Source organism: Vibrio litoralis DSM 17657, from assembly GCF_000426765.1.
Classification (GTDB): Bacteria; Pseudomonadota; Gammaproteobacteria; order Enterobacterales; family Vibrionaceae; genus Vibrio; species Vibrio litoralis.
The window spans coordinates 629156-649778 of sequence record NZ_KE384567.1 but is presented as its reverse complement, the minus strand read 5'-3'; the positions used below and the strand labels follow the sequence as shown (position 1 = coordinate 649778).

The 20623-nt window shown below is 42.2% G+C and carries 21 protein-coding genes; 8 read left to right on the top strand and 13 right to left on the bottom strand.

Annotation, left to right across the window (positions count from 1 at the left end; genetic code table 11):
• Positions 1 to 15: 15 nt before the first annotated feature.
• Positions 16 to 1023, bottom strand: a complete 1008-nt coding sequence (locus K358_RS0116645) for a TAXI family TRAP transporter solute-binding subunit (RefSeq protein WP_051241353.1) — start codon at positions 1021 to 1023, stop codon at positions 16 to 18.
• A 215-nt stretch (positions 1024 to 1238) separates the two neighbouring features.
• Positions 1239 to 1709 carry a transcriptional regulator ArgR gene (gene argR, locus K358_RS0116640; protein WP_027697877.1) on the bottom strand — a complete coding sequence of 157 codons (471 nt, stop codon included), beginning with the start codon at positions 1707 to 1709 and terminating at the stop codon, positions 1239 to 1241.
• Between the two features lie 379 nt (positions 1710 to 2088).
• Here argR and mdh point away from each other — a divergent pair, with 379 nt between their 5' ends.
• Complete coding sequence (gene mdh / locus K358_RS0116635; RefSeq protein WP_027697876.1) at positions 2089 to 3024, top strand: malate dehydrogenase; 936 nt, start codon at positions 2089 to 2091, stop codon at positions 3022 to 3024.
• A 120-nt stretch (positions 3025 to 3144) separates the two neighbouring features.
• Here mdh and ispB read toward each other — a convergent pair whose 3' ends face one another.
• Positions 3145 to 4116 (bottom strand): octaprenyl diphosphate synthase, encoded by a 972-nt coding sequence (gene ispB / locus K358_RS0116630; RefSeq protein WP_027697875.1) that lies wholly within the window; start codon positions 4114 to 4116, stop codon positions 3145 to 3147.
• A gap of 273 nt (positions 4117 to 4389) precedes the next feature.
• Here ispB and rplU point away from each other — a divergent pair, with 273 nt between their 5' ends.
• The 6 genes from rplU (at position 4390) to folA (ending at position 8244) form a co-directional block, all read left to right on the top strand.
• A complete protein-coding gene (gene rplU / locus K358_RS0116625; protein WP_027697874.1) occupies positions 4390 to 4701 on the top strand; it encodes a 50S ribosomal protein L21 in 312 nt (103 codons plus the stop codon).
• Positions 4702 to 4723: 22 nt separating this feature from the next.
• Positions 4724 to 4981 carry a 50S ribosomal protein L27 gene (gene rpmA, locus K358_RS0116620; RefSeq protein WP_017026335.1) on the top strand — a complete coding sequence of 86 codons (258 nt, stop codon included), beginning with the start codon at positions 4724 to 4726 and terminating at the stop codon, positions 4979 to 4981.
• A 183-nt stretch (positions 4982 to 5164) separates the two neighbouring features.
• Positions 5165 to 6334, top strand: a complete 1170-nt coding sequence (gene cgtA, locus K358_RS0116615; protein WP_027697873.1) for an Obg family GTPase CgtA — start codon at positions 5165 to 5167, stop codon at positions 6332 to 6334.
• A gap of 183 nt (positions 6335 to 6517) precedes the next feature.
• Positions 6518 to 7285, top strand: a complete 768-nt coding sequence (locus tag K358_RS0116610) for a threonine/serine exporter family protein (RefSeq protein ID WP_027697872.1) — start codon at positions 6518 to 6520, stop codon at positions 7283 to 7285.
• Positions 7267 to 7749 carry a threonine/serine exporter family protein gene (locus K358_RS0116605; RefSeq protein ID WP_083962848.1) on the top strand — a complete coding sequence of 161 codons (483 nt, stop codon included), beginning with the start codon at positions 7267 to 7269 and terminating at the stop codon, positions 7747 to 7749. Before K358_RS0116610 ends, K358_RS0116605 begins: the two co-directional genes overlap by 19 nt.
• A gap of 12 nt (positions 7750 to 7761) precedes the next feature.
• Positions 7762 to 8244, top strand: a complete 483-nt coding sequence (gene folA, locus K358_RS0116600; RefSeq protein ID WP_027697870.1) for a type 3 dihydrofolate reductase — start codon at positions 7762 to 7764, stop codon at positions 8242 to 8244.
• Positions 8245 to 8317: 73 nt separating this feature from the next.
• On the opposite strand, the gene K358_RS0116595 is transcribed toward folA, so the two are convergent.
• The 6 genes from K358_RS0116595 to lptD all read right to left on the bottom strand — a co-directional run bounded on the left by K358_RS0116595 (position 8318) and on the right by lptD (position 15138).
• Complete coding sequence (locus tag K358_RS0116595; protein ID WP_027697869.1) at positions 8318 to 9130, bottom strand: symmetrical bis(5'-nucleosyl)-tetraphosphatase; 813 nt, start codon at positions 9128 to 9130, stop codon at positions 8318 to 8320.
• A 10-nt stretch (positions 9131 to 9140) separates the two neighbouring features.
• Entirely contained in the window at positions 9141 to 9521 is a 381-nt protein-coding gene (apaG, locus tag K358_RS0116590; RefSeq protein ID WP_027697868.1) for a Co2+/Mg2+ efflux protein ApaG, read from the bottom strand.
• A gap of 104 nt (positions 9522 to 9625) precedes the next feature.
• Positions 9626 to 10432, bottom strand: coding sequence for a 16S rRNA (adenine(1518)-N(6)/adenine(1519)-N(6))-dimethyltransferase RsmA (rsmA, locus tag K358_RS0116585; protein WP_027697867.1), 807 nt, complete (start codon positions 10430 to 10432; stop codon positions 9626 to 9628).
• Positions 10429 to 11469, bottom strand: coding sequence for a 4-hydroxythreonine-4-phosphate dehydrogenase PdxA (gene pdxA, locus K358_RS0116580; RefSeq protein ID WP_425315038.1), 1041 nt, complete (start codon positions 11467 to 11469; stop codon positions 10429 to 10431). Before pdxA ends, rsmA begins: the two co-directional genes overlap by 4 nt.
• The gene (gene surA / locus K358_RS0116575; protein WP_027697865.1) at positions 11466 to 12761 is read right to left on the bottom strand and encodes a peptidylprolyl isomerase SurA; all 1296 of its coding nucleotides are present in this window, start codon (positions 12759 to 12761) and stop codon (positions 11466 to 11468) included. Before surA ends, pdxA begins: the two co-directional genes overlap by 4 nt.
• 79 nt (positions 12762 to 12840) lie before the next feature.
• A complete protein-coding gene (gene lptD, locus K358_RS0116570) occupies positions 12841 to 15138 on the bottom strand; it encodes an LPS assembly protein LptD (RefSeq protein ID WP_027697864.1) in 2298 nt (765 codons plus the stop codon).
• A 464-nt stretch (positions 15139 to 15602) separates the two neighbouring features.
• Between lptD and djlA the strand changes: the two genes are divergently transcribed.
• Complete coding sequence (gene djlA / locus K358_RS0116565) at positions 15603 to 16448, top strand: co-chaperone DjlA (RefSeq protein WP_027697863.1); 846 nt, start codon at positions 15603 to 15605, stop codon at positions 16446 to 16448.
• An 18-nt stretch (positions 16449 to 16466) separates the two neighbouring features.
• Here the strand turns inward: djlA and K358_RS0116560 are convergent, their stop codons facing one another.
• The 4 genes from K358_RS0116560 to leuB form a co-directional block, all read right to left on the bottom strand.
• A complete protein-coding gene (locus K358_RS0116560) occupies positions 16467 to 17246 on the bottom strand; it encodes a DUF547 domain-containing protein (RefSeq protein WP_027697862.1) in 780 nt (259 codons plus the stop codon).
• 170 nt (positions 17247 to 17416) lie between these two features.
• Positions 17417 to 18037, bottom strand: coding sequence for a 3-isopropylmalate dehydratase small subunit (gene leuD, locus K358_RS0116555; RefSeq protein ID WP_027697861.1), 621 nt, complete (start codon positions 18035 to 18037; stop codon positions 17417 to 17419).
• A gap of 10 nt (positions 18038 to 18047) precedes the next feature.
• Positions 18048 to 19481, bottom strand: a complete 1434-nt coding sequence (gene leuC / locus K358_RS0116550; protein WP_027697860.1) for a 3-isopropylmalate dehydratase large subunit — start codon at positions 19479 to 19481, stop codon at positions 18048 to 18050.
• Between the two features lie 23 nt (positions 19482 to 19504).
• Positions 19505 to 20593 carry a 3-isopropylmalate dehydrogenase gene (gene leuB / locus K358_RS0116545; protein ID WP_027697859.1) on the bottom strand — a complete coding sequence of 363 codons (1089 nt, stop codon included), beginning with the start codon at positions 20591 to 20593 and terminating at the stop codon, positions 19505 to 19507.
• Positions 20594 to 20623 lie beyond the last annotated feature (30 nt).

Here is a 20623-nt window from a genome sequence, read left to right as displayed (position 1 = left end):
ACCCTGCTTATTTTTTTAAGGTAATAAGCCGACTTCTTTATAATAACGAATTGCGCCCGGATGTAGTGGCGCGGATATACCATCTTTGATCATATGTTCTTTCTTTAACATCGCAAAAGCAGGGTGTAGGCGCTTAAAAGTATTAAGGTTCTCAAATACTGCCTTGGTGATGTTATAAGCAAGTTCGTCGGACATTCGTTTATCGGTAAATACAACCGATAGAGTGCCGAAGGTTTTGATGTTCTGATCGTTGTTTGGGTATAGGTTTGCCGGAATGATCGTAGTGGCATAGTAAGGGGTGCTATCGACTAAGCTATCGATTTTAGAGCCAATCACTGGAATTAACTTGGCCTGACAAGAGGTTGTCGCTTCTTTTATCGAAGCATTAGGGTTACCTAAAATGGAAACAAAAGCATCAATTTGATTATCGCACAACGCTTGAGCTCGGCTTGCCCCGGTAAATTCAGTTGCCCGCGAGAAGCTTTTTGGTGACCAGCCAAATTGCTGCATGATCTTATTCATAGTTGCTCGATCACCCGATCCTTTATTACCAATGTTGACTCTTTTATTGACTAAATTCGCGACATTTTTGATATTTGAATCTTTGCGGACGATGAGATTAAACGGTTCATTGTGCAAAGAGAAGAGCGCGCGCATATTGGTATAAGGCGCTTTAGGGGTAAATTCTTTACTACCTTGATAGGCAAAGTATTGCCAATCTGATTGAGTGATCCCTAAATCATTCTTACCTAATCTCACTTGATCAATATTATCAACAGAGCCTGCTGAAGGCTCGACTGAACAGCGAATATTATGCTGTAAACGCCCTTTATTGATTAACTTACATATAGAGCTACCAGCAGGGTAATAAACCCCTGTTACTGCTCCAGTGGCAATAGTGATATAGCTTTTATTCTCTTCTGCTTTTACCGTTGTGGTTGAGATAACCAATAGGCAAGCCAGTAAGATTTTATGGAGACGGTGAGATAAAAAACGATGAAAATGGAGGGCTGAGGCAGTCATAGCATAATCCTTAATGCTAATAAAACGAGAAATGGCGATCCTTGCCATTGTATATCAACAATATGTGAGAGGTTGATAAGTTGTTAATAAACATACTAACAATAAGGGTTATAAAGATAGATAATTATTGAAAATTATATAAAAAGTGAGAAGGCGTTCACGACTAGTGAGTAAAAAGCTCAAAAGAACGCCTAGCGAGAAGGGAGTTTTATGCCTTAACCTGCGTATTCAAATAACTCGCACACAGAATCGAATAGTTGCTTGGTACTAATATTTAAGGTCGGTGTAATGAAAATTGTATCATCCCCCGCAACGACTCCAAGAATGCCTTCTGATTTGCCTAGAGAGTCAAGCAAACGAGCTATCAACTGGGCCGCTCCCGGACCGGTATGAATCACAACTAAAGCATCGTTATGACCAACATCGAGCACTAGTTCGCGTAAAGAGCTTGAGGCAGTAGGGACACCTAATTCAGCCGGTAAGCAATACACCATTTCCATTTTCGCATTACGCGTTCTTACCGCACCAAACTTCGTCAGCATACGAGAGACTTTGGATTGATTGATATTTTCAAAGCCTTCTTCTCTCAGTGCATCAACAATCTCGCCTTGAGAGCCAAAACATTCTTCTTTTAATAAAGCTTTAAAAGAGCGGACTAAATTATCTTGTTTGTCACTATTTCGCATAATGGATTCTTTTAATGGTACATATAATTTCAATATTTTCGCATAGATGCTCAGTAATCACCAAACGATTAGGTCAAGTTTTCAATAAAAAAATATTGTGAATGTAATGTTGTTTTTTTATGTCGGAAGCATTGATGAAAGGGCCTTACTTTGGTTTGAGCTTTTAATTTAGTTATTGATTTTATATGTAATTTAACAAGGGATGAGTGCAATATCGCAAAGCTGATGTTGAATAATTGTAATTATATTCGACTTATTGTACTTTCGAAGGTATTAAAATTAGGCCCTAAAAATTTCTTAGGGAGTGTCGTTCCAACTCCTTAAACTCAGACCTAAATAATGTAAAAAAATAATCAAATTTTTCGAAGGAGAAAGGCTCATGAAAGTAGCTGTAATTGGTGCTGCTGGTGGTATTGGTCAAGCACTTGCTTTATTGCTGAAAAACGGACTTCCTGCAGGATCAGATCTTGCTTTATACGATATTGCTCCAGTTACACCAGGGGTTGCTGCTGATTTAAGTCATATCCCAACGCCTGTTTCGATCAAAGGTTATGCAGGTGAAGATCCAACTCCAGCATTAGAAGGCGCTGACGTAGTGCTTATTTCTGCCGGTGTTGCACGTAAACCTGGCATGGATCGCTCGGATCTTTTCAATGTTAATGCTGGGATCATTAAGTCTCTAGCTGAAAAAATTGCGAATACTTGTCCAACTGCGTGTGTTGGTATTATTACTAACCCAGTTAATACAACCGTGCCAATTGCCGCTGAAGTATTGAAAAAAGCGGGTGTTTACAATAAGAATCGCTTATTTGGTATTACTACACTCGATGTGATTCGTTCTGAGACTTTTGTTTCTGAATTGAAAGGTGTTTCACTTGATGGTTTAGAAGTTCCGGTTATCGGTGGTCACTCTGGTGTGACGATCCTACCTCTACTTTCTCAAGTAAAAGGCGTGGAATTCTCTGATGATGAGCTAGCTTCTCTAACTAAGCGTATTCAAAACGCAGGTACAGAAGTAGTAGAAGCTAAAGCGGGCGGTGGCTCTGCAACGCTTTCTATGGGCCAAGCAGCTTACCGTTTTGGTTTGTCTTTAGTCAAAGCACTGAACGGCGAGCAAGGAATTGTGGAATGTGCTTACGTTGAAGGTGATGGCGAACACGCACGTTTCTTCGCGCAACCTATTCGTTTAGGTAAAGAAGGCGTAGAAGAAATTCTAAGCTTTGGTGAGTTAAGTGCATTTGAACAACAAGCGTTTGATAGCATGCTAGATACACTAAAATCAGATATTGCTCTAGGTGAAGAGTTCGCTAAGTAAGATAGGCGATATCATCTGATAAAAATAATCCCGTGTAGTTATTGAACTGCACGGGATTTTTATATTTATTGGTTCCTAGGGCTTTTTCTAGAAACTAGGGACTGCAACCTAGAAACTTTGTTATTTCGTCCTTCTAACCGCCATGTGCGCAAGAGTAATCAGAGCTTGTTTGTAGTCTGACTCTGGAATAATGGCTAGTTCTGCAATGGCTTTATCGGCTTCTTCTTCTGCACGTTGTGTCGTGTATTCGAGTGAACCCGTTTCACTCATGGCCGCTATAATAGCGTCCAGTTTTTCCATGCCATTCGAGTGTTCAATTGCATCACGAATCATAGCCGCTTGTTCTGGTGTGCCGTTTTGCATTGCATAAAGTAGAGGTAGGGTAGGTTTACCTTCGGCAAGATCATCACCGACATTTTTGCCCATCTCTTTACCATCAGATGTGTAATCCATCACATCATCAATTAACTGAAAAGCGGTGCCTAAGTACTTACCGTAATTTTGCAGTGCGACTTCGGTTTCTTTTGGTGCATCAACCAACAAAGCACCAATTTGAGTGGCCGCTTCAAATAGACGTGCCGTTTTCGAATAGATCACTTGCATGTAGCTTTCTTCGGTAGTGTTTGGATCGTTGCAATTCATTAATTGCTGAACTTCACCCTCGGCAATCACGTTTACCGCATCACTCATTAACTTGAGGATCTTTAAAGATCCAAGGCTGGTCATCATTTGGAAAGAGCGAGTATAAATGTAGTCGCCAACCAGAACGCTAGCGGCATTACCAAATGCAGCATTAGCGGTTTCTTTACCACGACGCATATCCGATTCATCTACCACATCATCATGCAGTAATGTAGCGGTGTGAATGAATTCTACAAACGCAGCGGCAGTGATGTGATCTTGACCTTGATAGCCTAAAGCTTTGGCTGATAGTAACGCTAAAAGAGGGCGCAGGCGTTTGCCTCCACCACTAACAATGTAGAAACCGAGTTGATTAATAAGGCTAACTTCTGAATTCAATTGTGCATGAATGGTTTCATTCACTTTTACCATGTCGTCGGCAGTGAGTGCCTGGATAGCTTTAAAATCCATTGTTCTTCCAGCTGAGAATAGGGCGTGCTAGGCCTAAATTTAAAAAATAATCATGGATTCTACACTAAAAAACATTGATAAACACGAGTGTAAACGGCATCATTAGCGCACTTTAATCAGGCGATGATCTTTTCGCCATTTTTTTTAATATTTATCTTGTCAAAGGCCAAGCTCTCAAGTAGAATCTGCGCCCTATTGATGACAAGTTTAAGCGCACACCTGATATGTTTAAAATAATTAACATGATGCTGTGCGGAAAAAGCGGAGTAAAATATGTACGCTGTTTTCCAATCTGGTGGTAAACAACACCGTGTAAGCGAAGGTCAAACTCTTCGTTTAGAAAAATTGGACGTAGAAACTGGCGCAAACGTTGAGTTTGATTCAGTTCTTATGGTTGCTAATGGTGAAGAAATCACTATTGGTGCACCTCTGGTTGCTGGCGGTAAAGTAACTGCGGAAGTAGTTAAGCACGGTCGTGGCGATAAAATTAAAATCGTTAAGTTCCGTCGTCGTAAGCATTCTCGTAAGCAAATGGGCCACCGTCAGTGGTTCACTGAAGTCAAAATTACTGGCATCAGCGCTTAATTAACATAACGGAGAAGCTAACATGGCACATAAAAAAGCTGGTGGTTCTACCAATAACGGTCGCGATTCAGAAAGCAAACGCCTAGGTGTTAAGCGTTTTGGTGGCGAATCTGTTCTAGCTGGTAACATCATTGTTCGTCAACGTGGTACTAAATTCCACGCTGGAACGAATGTTGGTATCGGTAAAGACCATACTCTATTTGCTTTATCTGAAGGTAAAGTTAAATTTGAAGTTAAAGGTCCTAAGAACCGTAAGTTTGTAAGCATCGAAACTGCATAAGTTTCTGTTTACTATTGAATTCAAAGCCCTGCCTTTATGGCGGGGTTTTTTATTTATAGCAAAGTTATATAATAGACCCTAGACCCTAGACCCTAGACCCTAGACTCGATAGTCGAGAGTTGGGATTTACAGTCTGTGGTCTACACTCATAATAACTTGCCAATAATGCAGGTGGAGTAGCAAATGAAGTTCGTTGATGAATCAACCATAAAAGTAGAAGCTGGCGATGGCGGTAATGGCGTTGTTAGTTTCTGGCGTGAAAAATTTGTTGAAAAAGGCGGTCCTGACGGTGGTGACGGTGGTGATGGCGGTGATGTTTACATGCAAGCCGACGAAAACCTCAATACACTAGTCGATTACCGCTTTGAACGTTTCCATAAAGCGGAACGCGGTAAAAATGGTAGTGGTGGTAACTGTACCGGTAAACGTGGTGCAGATAAAACCATCAAAGTACCAGTCGGGACTCGTGCAATTGATATTCATACCAATGAAGTGGTAGCAGAAGTCACCGAGCATGGTCAAAAAATCATGATCGCGAAAGGCGGTTGGCATGGTTTAGGTAACCAACGCTTTAAATCTTCAGTTAACCGTGCGCCACGTCAAAAGACCATGGGCACCAAGGGTGAAGTGCGTGAGTTACGTCTAGAGCTATTGTTGCTTGCTGATGTCGGTATGCTTGGTCTACCAAATGCGGGTAAATCAACCTTTATTCGTGCAGTGTCTGCGGCGAAGCCTAAAGTGGCGGATTATCCATTTACTACCTTGATCCCAAGCTTGGGTGTGGTTCGAGCAGGCTCTGAACGCAGCTTTGTGATTGCTGATATTCCAGGTCTAATTGAAGGTGCCGCGGATGGCGCAGGTCTTGGTGTTCGATTCCTAAAACACTTAGAGCGTTGTCGTGTGCTATTGCATATGATTGATCTATTGCCGATTGATGGTTCAGATCCAATTGAAAATGCACTGACGATCATTGATGAGCTTGAGCAATACAGTGAAAAAGTCGCTGCTAAACCTCGTTGGTTGATCTTTAACAAAGTCGATCTTCTTCCTGAAGAAGAAGTAGATGAAAAGATCCAGCAGATCATCGATGCATTAGGTTGGGATGGTCATTACGCTAAGATCTCGGCTTCTAATAAATTAGGTACCAAGGAGCTGGCTTTCCAATTAGCTGAGTTTATGGAAACTTTGCCTAAAGAAGAGCAAGTGATTGAAGAAGAAGAGAAAGTCGACTTCAAGTGGGATGATTACCATAAAGATGCCATGAGCGGTAAAGATGTGATTACCGAAGAGTGGGATGACGATGACTGGGATGATGACGAAGATGACGGTCATGTTATCTACGTTCGTGACTAGTCTACATAATCGATAGATATATAAGCTGTGATTCTTTAAGGATCACAGCTTTTTTTTATCCTAAATCATGCTATTGGATAGGATTTTAGTGCACACTTTAACCACTAGCCTTAATTGTCGATAAAGTGATAGTTCTTATCTGCAGAATGGGCCAATTATCAATGGATTGATGAGAATATAATAATGGATGAAAAACAACGAATAATTACTCGGATGATTATTCAAGCTGGTCAAATGCTGCTTGCACATGGCGCTGAAAGCACTCTAGTCGGAGATTTAATTCGAAGGTTAGGCCTTGCAAGTGGAATGACGGATGTTGAGGTGTCAATGTCAGCTAGCTCATTAGTGGTGACCACTGTTATGAATGAGCATTGTATTACTACCGCCCGCCGTTGTCCTGATCGTGGCATCAATATGACAGTTGTTACGGAAGTTCAGCAAATCTGTATTATGCTCGAGCGTAAAATTATTGACTATCGATTAGCGCTTCATAAACTCGAGCAAATTAAGCCCGTTAGATATAACCGTTGGTTGGTTTTATTTATGATTGGTTTATCTTGTGCTGCGTTCGCGCGCTTAGCGGGTGGGGATGTAATGATATGTGCGATTACCTTTATCGCATCCTGTTGTGGTATGTTTGTTCGTCAAGAAGTGGGGCATCGCAACTTTAACCCACTAGTCAATTTTGCAGTGACTGCATTTGTGACCACATTGATTTCCTCTCAAGCAGTTATCCACCAATTAGGCAATGCTCCATTTACTGCCATGGCATCTTCGGTGCTGATGCTGGTTCCTGGTTTTCCTTTGATTAATGCGGTTGCAGATATGTTGAAAGGTTATATCAATATGGGAATTGCTCGATTTTTCATGGCAAGTTTATTGACCTTTGCCACTTGCTTAGGGATTGTGGCTGCAATGACTGTAACGGGGACATGGGTATGGGTGAGATAATGGATTTTTTGATTGCTTTGCTTACTGATATGTCTCTTGCCGCTATTCCAGCTGTCGGGTTTGCTTTGGTATTTAATGTCCCGGTTAAAGCTCTAAAATATTGTGCTTTAGGTGGAGCCATTGGGCATGGAATTCGATTTGTACTGATGACGTATAATATACCTATTGAATGGGCAACATTTTTTGCAGCAACTATAGTGAGTATGGTTGGAGTTCATTGGTCACATCGTTTTTTAGCACACCCAAAAGTCTTTACTGTTGCTGCCATGATTCCAATGGTACCGGGAGTTTATGCATTTAAAGCGATGATCGCTCTAGTTGAAATAAACCAAAATGGCTATGATGCACAATTATTTAGTATTCTGATCGATAACTTTTTACAAGCTATGTTTATCATTGCAGGGTTAGCAATTGGCCTCGCAATGCCAGGTTTGTTATTTTATCGAAGACGATCCATTGTTTAAAAAGGACGAAATGTGAAGATCAGTATGATTGCCGCGATGGCAAACAATCGTATTATTGGTAAAGACAATCAAATGCCATGGCACCTACCGGCCGATTTTGCTTGGTTTAAACGTTGTACAATGGGAAAGCCGATAGTCATGGGGCGTAAGACCTATGAATCGATTGGGCGACCATTGCCGGGACGTTTAAATATCGTGATTTCAAGAGATGCTTCACTATCCATTGAAGGTGTCACCACAGTAACCAGCATTGAACAAGCCAAACAAGTAGCCGGTGATGTTGATGAATTGATGATTATCGGTGGCGGCACCATCTACGATTTCTGTTTACCTCAAGCCGATTGTCTTTACTTAACCTTTATCGATGCGGATATTGATGGCGATACTCAATTTCCAGATTGGGGAGATAATTGGCAAATTGTTGAGCAAGAAGAATATCTTAAAGATGATAAGAATGCCTACAATATGCGCTTTGTGTGTTTAGAAAAGATTTGATGAGCGAATGAAAAGCTCGTCGGCTATGCTCTGGCGCTAAAATTTGACCAGTAAATCTCGATAAATTGGGGCGTTATTGTAGACTTGCTTGAGTAAACATTTGTTTATCTTCCCAGCGTAACATAGACAAATGTTCTCCCCACACACAACCTGTATCCAGTCCTATCACATTTGCTTTATCATCATGACATCCCATCAGAGCGGCCCAATGCCCAAAAATGACGGTTTTATTTAATGGGATACGTTCTCTCACTTTAAACCAAGGCACTAGACGACTATTGTCGACTTTAGTCGGAGGAAGTTTGCACTCCATCTCTAATTGTCCTTGCTGATTACAAAAACGCATTCGAGTGAAGGCATTGATAATAAAACGATACCGCTCAATGTCTTGTAAATTAGTATCCCATTGAGTGGGGTGGTTGGCGTACATATTTTTGATTAACCAAGACCAATCATCGCTTTGTAAAATAGCGCTAATTTCTTGGCTCGATTGTCTAGCTGTTGTGAGATCCCAACTAGGCGCTATTCCTGCATGACACATGACAAATTCTTCATGCTCTGCCATTAATGGTTGCTGGCGTAACCAGTCAATTAACTCTTGGCGATCGGCTGCCTGCAGTATCGGAAATGTTTTATCTTTAGGCTTAGCATTGAAGTAACCTAAATGTACTGCCAGAAGATGTAGATCATGGTTGCCGAGGATACACTTTGCAGAATCGCCTAAGTCTTTGACAAAGCGTAATGTTTCTAGCGATTTAGGGCCACGAGCAACTAAGTCACCAGCTAGCCATAGTTGATCGACTTGTGAATTGAAATTGACTTGTTTTAGGAGTGCTTGCAGTTCATCAAAGCAGCCTTGGATATCACCAACTATGTAGGTCGCCACAAAACCTCGCTTAATTTAAAATATTTGGGATGGCCATGCGAAATGGCTCGACTTCAGCAAGAAATTGCTCACTTTGCTCATCGAGCACCACATAGTGGCCTTGCATTACGCCTAATGGGGTTTCTAAAGCGGTGCCACTGGTATAAGTATACTCTTGCATCGGTTCAATCACGGGTTGCTCACCGACCACACCATCGCCTTCAATGGTTAACTGTTTGCCGTTAGCATCGGTAATTAACCAACGACGGCTGATTAGTTGAACAGGTTGTTGACTGAGGTTACGAATGGTAATGGTGTAGGCAAAGATATAGCGACTTTTTTCCGGCTGAGATTGTTCTTCTATATAACGAGTGTGAACTTGGCAAGTAATGCTCGGTGCTTGTTGTTGAATCACAAATCTCTCCTATCCTTAGAGAATTGATGTTGAATAGTATCGGTAGAATAAGAGCACCTCTTTGTGCTCTTATTATTTAGTGATGGTTTTATCTGAGTGACTTACTTATCTTTCGCATCAAGGTAGTTTGCCAGAGCAACAAACTGTACTAATGTTAAGTTCTCAGGACGCACACTTGGTTTAATATCCAATTGCTCGAGCTCTTCCGCTGACACTAAGCTTTTAAAGCAGTTTCTAACCGTTTTACGGCGTTGATTAAACCCTTCGCGACACACTCGATCTAACCATTTTAAGCTCGTTGCAGGGTGAGGCAGTACTTCATAAGGCGATAATCGTACTACGGCTGAATCAACCTTTGGCGGCGGAATAAACGCCGTTGGCGGTACTTCAAGTACAGGCATCACTTTACAAAAGTATTGAGCCATAACCGTTAAGCGGCCATACGCTTTGGTGCCAGGGCCTGCTGCCAGGCGATTAACCACTTCTTTTTGCAGCATAAAGTGCATATCTTGAATGTCTTTATGAAATTCAAACAAGTGGAACATTAATGGTGTTGAGATGTTATAAGGCAAATTGCCGAAAATACGTAACTTATTATTTGGTTTTACTAATTCATTGAAGTCAAAGCGCATGGCGTCGCCTTCATGAATGGTTAACTTGCTGGATAACTCTGGGTGATTTCTTAGGCGTTCAGCCAGATCACGGTCCAGTTCGATAACTGTTAATTTATCAACTTCACGGCCAACCGGTTCAGTGATTGCACCTAAGCCTGGGCCAATTTCAACCAGGTTTTGTCCTGGCAGTGGGTTTATTGCAGAAACAATACCATCAATAATATAGGGATCATTTAAAAAGTTTTGGCCAAAGCGTTTACGGGCTTTATGACCTAGATGGACATCATTACTCATTGATTACTCTCTTGTTGCTTTGATTCTGGCTGCTTTGAGCTTTCCACCAGTTGTAAAGCATGGGTGATTGCAGTTAAAAAGCTGCCTATATCGGCATTCCCTGTGCCAGCTAGATCCAGTGCGGTACCATGATCAACTGAGGTCCGAATAAAAGGTAACCCCAGGGTAATATTGACTGAATTACCGAAGCCTTTGTATTTTAGCACGGGTAACCCTTGATCATGATACATCGCCAATACGGTATCGGCTTTTTCTAAATATTTTTGATTGAAGATGGTGTCTGCCGGTAGTGGACCGATTAAATTCATGTCATCTTGTTGACGCATTTTTTCTAATGTAGGCGTGATGGTTTCAATCTCTTCGCGCCCTAAACAACCGTCTTCACCTGCATGAGGGTTAAGGCCACATACGTAGATGTTTGGTTGCTCAATACCAAATTTATTGACTAAATCGGTATGCAAAATTCGGATAATACTTTCAAGGCGTTCAGCGGTCACCGCTTGGCTAACATAAGCCAAAGGAATATGGGTGGTGACAAGCGCTACTCGTAATCCCTCTGTCGCCAACATCATCACCACTAATGGGGTGTTAGAGCGCTCGGCAAAGAACTCTGTATGGCCGCTAAATGCAACACCAGCGCGATTAATCACTCCTTTATGAACAGGGCCTGTGACAATGGCATCGAACTCACCTGTCATGCTTCCTTGGCAAGCACGTTCTAACGTTTGTAATACATAATGGCCATTGGCTTCATTGAGTTGACCAGCTGCAACTGGTTGAGAAACTGCAATATGCTCAACGTATAACTGACCTTTTTGCTGCACTTGAGCAGGTAGAGCTGCGTCGTAGTCTAAGAGTTGCACTTCAATGCCAAGTTGCTCTGCACGCTCAGTTAGCATTTGTTTATCCGCGCAAACCACCAATTGATGTGGCCAATCATATTGAGATAGCGCTAAGACCAGATCGGGACCAATACCAGCTGGCTCACCAGCGGTAATCGCAAGACGACGAATATTTACCATTTGTTCAATGCTCATTGGTCATCTTGCTCGTCTTGTTGATCTAACATTTCAACATAAGCACTGGCGCGAATTTCTTGTAGCCATGCTCCGGCTTCTTCGTTGAATTTACGTTTGAATAAAATTTGGTAAGCGCGGTTTTTCATTGCCGATTCCGTGCGATCGACAGTGCGGCGATCAAGCACTTTAACGATATGCCAACCATGAACCGTTTTGAATGGTTCGCTTATTTGATTTACAGGTAAGGTTTCGACCTGATGTTTAAACTCAGGCACGTAAGTATCGGGCGTTTGGTAACCTAAAATGCCATCAGCCACCGCTGAACCAGTATCTTGGCTGTATTGCTGAGCTAGTTCGCCAAAAGTACGTTTGCCAGTGTTGATTTCGTCAATTAAGCGGTTTAGTTCTTCTTTTGCGCCTTCATCACTTAAAATGATCGACGGTTTAATCAGTATGTGCTGCGCGTTAACTTCGGTAACTGCCACCGTTTTCAAGCCTTTTACATCATCAATTTTCATGATGTGAAAGCCAACACCACTGCGGAATGGGCCAATGATGGCGCCTTTGCCTTGAGTGCTAATTTCATCAGCAAAGATGGTTGGCATTTCTTCTTTACGCATCCACCCCCAATCACCACCTTGTAGAGCTTTTGGGCCTTTCGAGTAGGTGTAGGCGAGAGTAGAAAAGTCTTCACCTTGTTTTAATCGCTCAATCAGCTCTTGCGCTTCTTTTTCTGTGGCGTCTTTATCTTCACCAAAGCGTAATTGAATTTGAGAGACTTTATATTCAACATTTTGAGTGGTTTGTTCAGCCAGCATAGTTGCTAGAGTATCGACTTCGGATGGCGAAATATTTACTCGGCGACGAACCTGCGCATTTCGAGCTTCACTAATCGCGATTTCCTTGCGAATTTGCTCGCGGAAAACAGGGTATGCAATACCTTGTTGCTGCAGTGATGCTCTTAACTGATCTAATGTTTGTTGGTTATCTTTAGCGATACCTTCAATCGCCTGATCGAGACGTTGGTCATCTACTTGAATACCCATTCGTTTTGCTTCTTGCAATTGAATTTCGTCTAGAACCAACTTTTCAAGTACCTGTTCTTGTAGGGTGTCGCTATCAGGAAGCGATTGTTTTTTGTCTTGTGCATTAGCTTGTACTGTTTTTATCGCGGTATCGACGTCCGTTTGTAAAATAACGCCATCGTTAACTATTGCCACAACATGGTTGAGAGGTTGTGGGGCAGCCAGTGTTGTTGAGGCCGTAAACAGACTCATTATTCCAAGTAATGCGGGAATCCATGTCTTCATTTCAGGTATCCAATTAGTACAACAAATATAAGTACAGTAAGTAAGCCTGTCATATTATCATGGCAGACTTATCGATTCATTAGTCAGCAAGGCTAAATGGTCGGCCATAGCCCAATGCATTGCCGCCATCGCTGTAGGTTACGCCTGCACTTTGGCCTAGGCCTTTGATGCCAATGTTTAGGCTAACTTTTGATTCGTATTCTGGACCAGGTTCTGGGTAGACACTTCTAACATCACCTGAGTTCATGATGTGGCGAGAATACGTCAAACCTAAGAACCAGCAATCATCGTTATAAGTGACACCAACTAAGCTTTCTAACATGTTCTGTTCAGTTAGATCATGGTAGTAATTTGCTTGTACACTCCAACGTTGAGCGATCGTAAAACTATTCATTATTCCGGCCTGAGATATACCATCACGAGTGTATTGGTCGACATTATTCAAATTAGTGGTGTTATCTTCTATGTAACCTTTAGATATATAACGATAATTTAATTGAGTATAACCACCGCCGGGTAATTTATATTCAAGGGTGCTGTTGGCCATTTGTAATTCAGACACATCGCCATCGTACTGCACCCCACCTTTAAATAGCCATTCATCGTTGATGTTCCACTCATTCTCTAGTGCCCAAGCAGATAAATTCGCCTCGCCATTATTAGGGTTGATGTAATAGATTTGTCCTAATGAGACATTAAAGCGTTCTTTATAGTTATCATCGTAGAAACGAGACGTTGCACCATAGCTAAGCTGATTGGCTGGTGCGATGTAATCGACGCTGCTGTATTTCATATCACGGAATAAACCGTAATAATCCAATTGCATAAGAGTTGTATCATAACCTTGATAGATATCGTCTTGATTAACTTCAGGGATGTACAGATATTGCAATCGAGGTTCAAGGGTTTGGGTATAGCCACCGAGCCATTTTTGGCTGTTATCTAAAAATAGTGTGCCCGTCATACGGTATTCGGGCACGGTACGGCTGGCATTTTCTTTTAGATCTGAACTAGCGGAAGTTCCATTTTTTAAATCCTGATCATAATAGGTATACATCAACTTCGCTTCGGAAGTTAATTGTCCCCACGGTGCGTAGAAAGGCACCACTACACCAGGCTCTAAATGGACACGGGTTGCATCTGGTAAGTCATCATCATCAGTCTCAAAGCGACTGATATGGCTATTCCATTCCATATCAAAATGAGGCAGCACATCGGGTCGATGGTATTCATATTGTAGTTGTGGCATTAATCGATAAGGTTGCGAGGTTGATAGTACTTGGAAGTCACGTACCTTTAACGTGGTATCCGAATAATCGGTACGGTATGCCACTTCCCCTGCTTGTAATAACTGACCATCTTCACGGTTACCAATATTGGAATCAAGGTCTTCAAAGTAGTCATTATCACTGACGCGAGAGTAGTCGACCGAGAACTTCCAATGGCGATCATAAATACCATCGTGAGAGAAGTTCACCCCCCAACGAGCACCTTTTTCGCTATACAAGTCATCTTTATTTAGATATTCAAAATCGATTGAACCTCGACCAAACCCATCGGTTAAATACCTAAATTCATTTTCAAACTGTACCCCACGTCTTTGCATGTAATTGACGGTGGTGGTCAAATCATATTGTGGTGCAATGTTGAAGTAGATTGGTACATTAATTTCCAAGCCATTTTTTGAATCGTAACCACCGGTTGGATAGAGAAAGCCCGTTTTACGCTTGTCACCAATCGGGACCGTAATATATGGCCAATAAAACACAGGTACATCTAAGATCTCAAAGCGAGTGTTATAAAAGGTGGCTTCTTCTTCTTCGTTATCGATATCAATATCGCTGGCTTTAACACGCCATGATTTATTGCCCTCAGGACAAGTAGTTAATGAACCATCTTCCATGGTGTAGATGCTTTGGCCATCTTTTAATATGTAGGTGGCTTCACCGCGGGCAGGTTGGCAGAGTAGTTTGTATTGTGTATCGTACAGTTCAACGCGATCACCTTTTAAATCAGAATTCACTTTATTTGAGTTCGATTTGATTTGGCCATCGTTCATATTCACATTGCCATCGGCAGTGATGGAGTTCTCACCTTGATTGATGGTGACTTTGTCTGCGGTAATTTTTCTATGCCCTTGGGTGATAACCACATCACCTTGATAAACGGCTTGGTTCCTCCCTGAAGCATTAATGCTATCGGCTTCAATATTTACTGTTTCTTCTGCTGGATCTGCGGCGTTTTTTTTTGGTGCAATACATTGATCTACAGGTACGATTTCCGGCACACTGTCGCTACTACTTTCATCGGCGAAAGCACTAGGTAGGAAGGCAGCACTTATAAGTGTGGTAAGAAAAGTGCGAGAAATTGGTAGCATGAAATAAAATAGTCCTGTGAAACTGAGTGAGATTATAGTTTTTGATAATGCTTATGTATAAACAAAGGTTATTTACAAAAATAAGACGAAATATACACAGATTTTTATATACCCAAGTGACTTCAATATGCAGAATTCAGAGCTATCATCCAAGCCTTTAGGCAAGAAAGATTGGCGAAGGAATGTAAAAACTACCTTTCAAATCAATCTGACGCCGCATAAAGAAGGTTTGGATGAAGCTCCCGAAGGGCAAGTTAAAACAAGCTTTATACTGCGTTAAATTGAACAGAGATAGAATCACTATGATCATATTCAATTTGCCTTGCCTAAAGCTTGTTTTATTCTTGCTGAAACTCGCATCTTGAAGTTACTTAGGTATATCATATAAGAATCTTGCAACAATCGACACTATACAGACAATAGTTAATAATAAAAATTCATAGTTTGGGATTTGGAATCAACATATGTTAGGTAAATTACTGGGGATTTTGTTTGGCTCGATGATTGGGAATATTCCCGGGGCGATCATAGGTTGCTTTATCGGTCATCAATTTGATAAGGCTCGTCGCCGCCAACAAGGATTCCAATCTGCATTTGGATCTGGCGCTTCTCAAGCAGAAAGACAAACCGAATTTTTCCAAGCAGCTTATGCGGTAATGGGACATGTCGCTAAAGCGAAAGGTCAAGTGACCAAAGAGGAAATTCAATTAGCTTCCGTCATGATGGATCGAATGAACCTCACGGGAGAGCAGAAAAAAATCGCTCAAGAGGCATTTCGTCAAGGTAAGGAATCGAGCTTTCCATTGGAAGAGACGCTACGCAAAGTGCGCTTTTCCGCTGGTCGTCGACGTGATTTGTTACAGTTCTTTTTAGAATTACAAATTTCATCTGCCTTTGCTGATGGCTCTCTGCATCCTAGTGAAATTAATGTCTTGCAAATAGTGGCATCAGAGCTTGGCTTTACTGCTCAATATTTGCAACAGCGTTTACGTATGCAAGAAGCGGCATTTCGCTTTCAGCAAGGTGGCGGCTTTGGGGGATATCAGCATCAAGGCCAACAACAATCCGGTGGTCAATGGCAACAAGGACCAACAGCATCTCAATTGGATGACGCCTATGAATTATTAGGGGTAGATAAAAGTGCTGATGCTAAGACGATTAAGCGTGCTCATCGTAAGTTAATGAATGAGCACCACCCTGATAAGTTAGTCGCCAAAGGTTTGCCGCCAGAGATGATGGAAGTGGCGAAGCAAAAAGCACAAGAAATTCAATCTGCTTATGACTTAGTTAAGAAGAGTAAAGGCTTTTAATTCAGCCTAGTTCCAATTTTACTTTTCGTTGAGAGCCCAGTTATATTGATAGCTGGGCTTTTTGTTTGTCTGTTGTATTTCAGGCTTAAAGCGAGATAAATACCCCAACACGCCTTGCTCACCGCCAAAATCTACCGCATACCAATCATAAATAGAAGATAGCTCAAGCTTACCATTAGTTATGTTGACGCCTTTCGAGCTGTTGATGAAGGTTAATTCAGCTTGCTTGAGTAAGCTTTGAGTATTGTCAGCGGTGAAAGCTGTAGCAGGTAAGTTAGGGCAGCCTAAACTGGCGCAATTGACTGCATAGTGGATACGTTTGTCTTGCCAAATCGGGCGCAGGATTCGATGCTCAATATCGTTTAAGCTCAATTCTTGGTCATTAACTGTGAGGATCTCTTGATCCCACGGGCCAAATGAAAATAATCCGCCGAGTTTAGTAATCGAGCTGATCGGGTAGTTGTCTAAAATGAGTTGAACGGTTGCTGCATTGTATAAGTTAACCCAATAAGCAAATTGCTCATTTTTATTGAATTGGCGTGGATCGAGTTTGGTTAGCCTGTTGAGATAATGAAGCAAAGCTTGGCGGTCCGTCGAGCTAATATGTGCGTAGTCAAACAAAGTATTCGAGTCTTGCTGAACGAGATTGTTATCTAATATCCGTTGCCATTCACTATTATCAATGACTTGTGAGTTAGCCGGATTGCTTTGATTCCAATAAGGCCACGGATCGGCTTTGGGAGCCGCATAGGAAAAGAAACTCAAGCTGGCGAGTAGTATTAACCCAACGTATTTCATATTCATTTTTCAATCTCCTCTTTACTACCAATAAAGAATTAGACCTGTAGAGATACTTAGAACTTTCACTTTAGGTTTTAGCTATAAAAAAGCCCAAATACTTATTGAGCATTTGGGCTAGTTTGCTTGCGTTTTTATCTAGTTCAAAGGAGGGCTAGACAAAAAACTGACTACTTCAAAAAGCTAGGAATGTTATTTTCAAACTCTGTGATTTTATCAGCATGTTGTAGTGTTAAACCAATATTATCTAAGCCATTAAGTAAACAATGACGACGGAACTCGTCTATTTCAAAGTTATATTGCTTTCCGTTGGCTGACACTGTCATCGCTTCTAAATCTACGGTGATTTGTGCGCCTTGATTGTTATGAACAAATTCAAATAACTCATCAACTTCACTTTCGGTTAAACGTACTGGCACCATTTGGTTGTTGATGGAGTTGCCGTAGAAAATGTCAGCAAAGCTAGGTGCGATCATCACTTGAATGCCGTAGTCGGCAAGCGCCCAAGGAGCGTGTTCACGAGACGAACCACAGCCGAAGTTTTCACGGGCCAGTAAAATACTTGCGCCTTGATAGCGTGGTGCGTTCATTACAAACTCAGGATTAGGCTGTTTGCCCGCGTCATCTAAAAAGCGCCAATCATGAAATAAATGCTGACCAAAGCCTAAGCGAGTAACTTTTTGTAGAAACTGTTTAGGAATGATCGCATCGGTATCAATGTTAGCAATATCCAGTGGCACGACTAGGCCAGTATGTTGTTTAAAACCTGTCTGTTTAAGGTTTTGAGACATAGCGTGCTCCTTATATATTCTTTTGGTGAGTAAATTCTAGTGAACGGATATCGACAAAGTGACCGGCAATCGCTGCCGCCGCTGCCATTGCTGGGCTAACGAGATGGGTACGACCATCACGGCCTTGGCGACCTTCAAAGTTACGGTTACTGGTAGACGCGCAGCGCTCTTGTGGACCGAGGCGATCGTTGTTCATCGCAAGACACATCGAGCAGCCCGGTAGACGCCATTCAAAACCCGCTTCAATAAAGATCTTATCTAAGCCTTCTTGTTCCGCTTGAGCTTTAACTTGCTCAGAACCTGGAACAATCAGCGCTTGAACATTGGCAGCCACTTTACGGCCTTTGGCAATGGCTGCCGCAGCGCGCATATCTTCAATACGTGAGTTAGTACAAGAGCCAACAAACACTTTGTCTACCGTGTAGTCAGACAGTTTTTTACCCGCTTCCAAGCCCATGTAAGCCAAAGCTTTTTGAGCCGATGCTTTTTCGACTGGGTCAATGAAGTCTTGAGGGTTAGGAATAATGCCATCAACCGACATTACTTGGCCCGGGTTAGTGCCCCAAGTGACTTGTGGTGTGATGTCTGCTGCATCTAGAGTGACCACCGCATCAAATTGAGCGTCATCATCCGATTTAAGGGTTTTCCAGTACTCTACTGCCGCATCAAATTCGGTGCCTTTCGGAGCAAACTTTTTATCTTTGATGTAATCGAAAGTAGTTTGATCTGGTGCGATTAGACCCGCTTTGGCACCTAGTTCAATCGCCATGTTACAAACCGTCATGCGGCCTTCCATTGAAAGGTCGGTAATGGCTTCACCGCAAAACTCTACCACATAACCGGTTCCGCCAGCTGCCGTGGTTTTACCGATGATTGCTAATACGATGTCTTTGGCGGTAATGCCTTCGGCGACCTTGCCTTTGACTTCGATTTTCATGGTCTTGGCTTTGGCTTGTTTTAGCGTTTGAGTCGCCAGTACGTGCTCCACTTCGGAAGTACCAATACCGAAAGCCAATGAACCAAATGCGCCATGAGTGGCGGTGTGGGAGTCACCACAAACAATCGTCATACCCGGCAAAGTAATGCCAAGCTCTGGCCCCATTACATGCACAATACCTTGATATTTATGGTTTAGATCGTACAGCGTGACGCCGAAATCTAAGCAGTTTTTCATCAAGGTTTGCATTTGAATGCGTGCCATTTCACCAGAGGCATTAATATCTTTGGTGGTAGTCGAAACGTTGTGATCCATAGTGGCAAAGGTTTTGCTGACTTGGCGTACCTGGCGACCTTTTTCGCGTAAGCCATCAAAGGCTTGAGGTGAAGTCACCTCGTGTACCAAATGACGGTCGATATATAAAATCGGGTTTTCACCTTGGGCGGCTACGACTACGTGAGCATCGTAGACTTTCTCATATAATGTTTTTGATGTTGAGTTTGACATTGCTAGCTACCTGCTCAAATTAATTATAATGACTGAATGTATTGCGCAATCTTGTCACCCATTTCTGAAGTCGAAAGGGCGGGATTTTTACCAGCAAGATCAGCAGTCAGCTCTCCGGCTGCTAGTGCTTTTGATACCGCTTGTTCGATATCTTGCGCCGCTTGCTCTTCATTTAAGCTATAACGAAGCATCAATGCTGCTGATAGAATTTGCGCCACTGGGTTAGCAATATTCTTACCTGCGATATCTGGCGCACTACCACCTGCGGGCTCATACAGGCCAAACTTACTTTCATTTAAGCTAGCGGATGGCAACATGCCCATTGAACCTGTGATCATGGCGCATTCATCAGAAATAATATCGCCGAAAATATTCGAACAAAGCATCACGTCAAATTGAGATGGATCTTTGATTAACTGCATAGTGGCGTTATCGATGTAGATGTGAGATAGCTCGACATCAGGGTAGTCTTTAGCGATTTCTTCAACCACTTCACGCCATAAAATTGAGCTTTGTAGTACGTTAGCTTTGTCTACTGAGCAGACTTTTTTATCGCGTAGACGCGCTGATTCAAACGCAATTTTGGCAATGCGCTCAATCTCATAACGATGATAAACTTCAGTATCAAAGGCTTTTTCTTGTGGGCCTTCACCTTCGCGACCTTTAGGTTGACCGAAGTAAATACCGCCAGTTAATTCACGAACGACTACGATATCAAAGCCGCGATCAGAAATATCAGCACGTAATGGTGAGAAGCTTTCTAAGCCTGTATGAATTTGCGCAGGACGTAGGTTACAGAAAAGTTGGAAGTGTTTACGTAGCGGCAGTAGTGCACCACGTTCAGGTTGGTCATTTGGTGGAAGATGTTCCCATTTCGGACCGCCTACCGAGCCAAACAATACGGCATCGGCATCTTCACAGCCTTTGATGGTTGCTTCTGGTAGAGGCGTGCCGTGGTTATCAATCGCAATCCCGCCGACATCAAACTCTTGGCGCTCAAATGAAATGTCATGCTTTTGTTCAATCGCATCTAGCACTTTTTGCGCTTGTTGCATGACTTCTGGGCCAATGCCATCTCCGGGTAAAACAGCAATTTTATATGTACCTGCCATGGTTCTCTTTTCCTTAAATATTATCTAAAT

What these genes read in the sequence shown, in the direction of transcription:
- leuB (WP_027697859.1), bottom strand. Translation starts at nt 20,593, where the DNA reads ATGGCAGGTACATATAAAATTGCTGTTTTACCCGGAGATGGCATTGGC.
- argR (WP_027697877.1), bottom strand. Translation starts at nt 1,709, where the DNA reads ATGCGAAATAGTGACAAACAAGATAATTTAGTCCGCTCTTTTAAAGCT.
- K358_RS0116560 (WP_027697862.1), bottom strand. Translation starts at nt 17,246, where the DNA reads ATGAAATACGTTGGGTTAATACTACTCGCCAGCTTGAGTTTCTTTTCC.
- rpmA (WP_017026335.1), top strand. Translation starts at nt 4,724, where the DNA reads ATGGCACATAAAAAAGCTGGTGGTTCTACCAATAACGGTCGCGATTCA.
- rplU (WP_027697874.1), top strand. Translation starts at nt 4,390, where the DNA reads ATGTACGCTGTTTTCCAATCTGGTGGTAAACAACACCGTGTAAGCGAA.
- surA (WP_027697865.1), bottom strand. Translation starts at nt 12,761, where the DNA reads ATGAAGACATGGATTCCCGCATTACTTGGAATAATGAGTCTGTTTACG.
- K358_RS0116605 (WP_083962848.1), top strand. Translation starts at nt 7,267, where the DNA reads ATGGGTATGGGTGAGATAATGGATTTTTTGATTGCTTTGCTTACTGAT.
- mdh (WP_027697876.1), top strand. Translation starts at nt 2,089, where the DNA reads ATGAAAGTAGCTGTAATTGGTGCTGCTGGTGGTATTGGTCAAGCACTT.
- lptD (WP_027697864.1), bottom strand. Translation starts at nt 15,138, where the DNA reads ATGCTACCAATTTCTCGCACTTTTCTTACCACACTTATAAGTGCTGCC.
- pdxA (WP_425315038.1), bottom strand. Translation starts at nt 11,469, where the DNA reads ATGAGCATTGAACAAATGGTAAATATTCGTCGTCTTGCGATTACCGCT.
- K358_RS0116645 (WP_051241353.1), bottom strand. Translation starts at nt 1,023, where the DNA reads ATGACTGCCTCAGCCCTCCATTTTCATCGTTTTTTATCTCACCGTCTC.
- ispB (WP_027697875.1), bottom strand. Translation starts at nt 4,116, where the DNA reads ATGGATTTTAAAGCTATCCAGGCACTCACTGCCGACGACATGGTAAAA.
- K358_RS0116610 (WP_027697872.1), top strand. Translation starts at nt 6,518, where the DNA reads ATGGATGAAAAACAACGAATAATTACTCGGATGATTATTCAAGCTGGT.
- leuD (WP_027697861.1), bottom strand. Translation starts at nt 18,037, where the DNA reads ATGTCTCAAAACCTTAAACAGACAGGTTTTAAACAACATACTGGCCTA.
- rsmA (WP_027697867.1), bottom strand. Translation starts at nt 10,432, where the DNA reads ATGAGTAATGATGTCCATCTAGGTCATAAAGCCCGTAAACGCTTTGGC.
- djlA (WP_027697863.1), top strand. Translation starts at nt 15,603, where the DNA reads ATGTTAGGTAAATTACTGGGGATTTTGTTTGGCTCGATGATTGGGAAT.
- cgtA (WP_027697873.1), top strand. Translation starts at nt 5,165, where the DNA reads ATGAAGTTCGTTGATGAATCAACCATAAAAGTAGAAGCTGGCGATGGC.
- leuC (WP_027697860.1), bottom strand. Translation starts at nt 19,481, where the DNA reads ATGTCAAACTCAACATCAAAAACATTATATGAGAAAGTCTACGATGCT.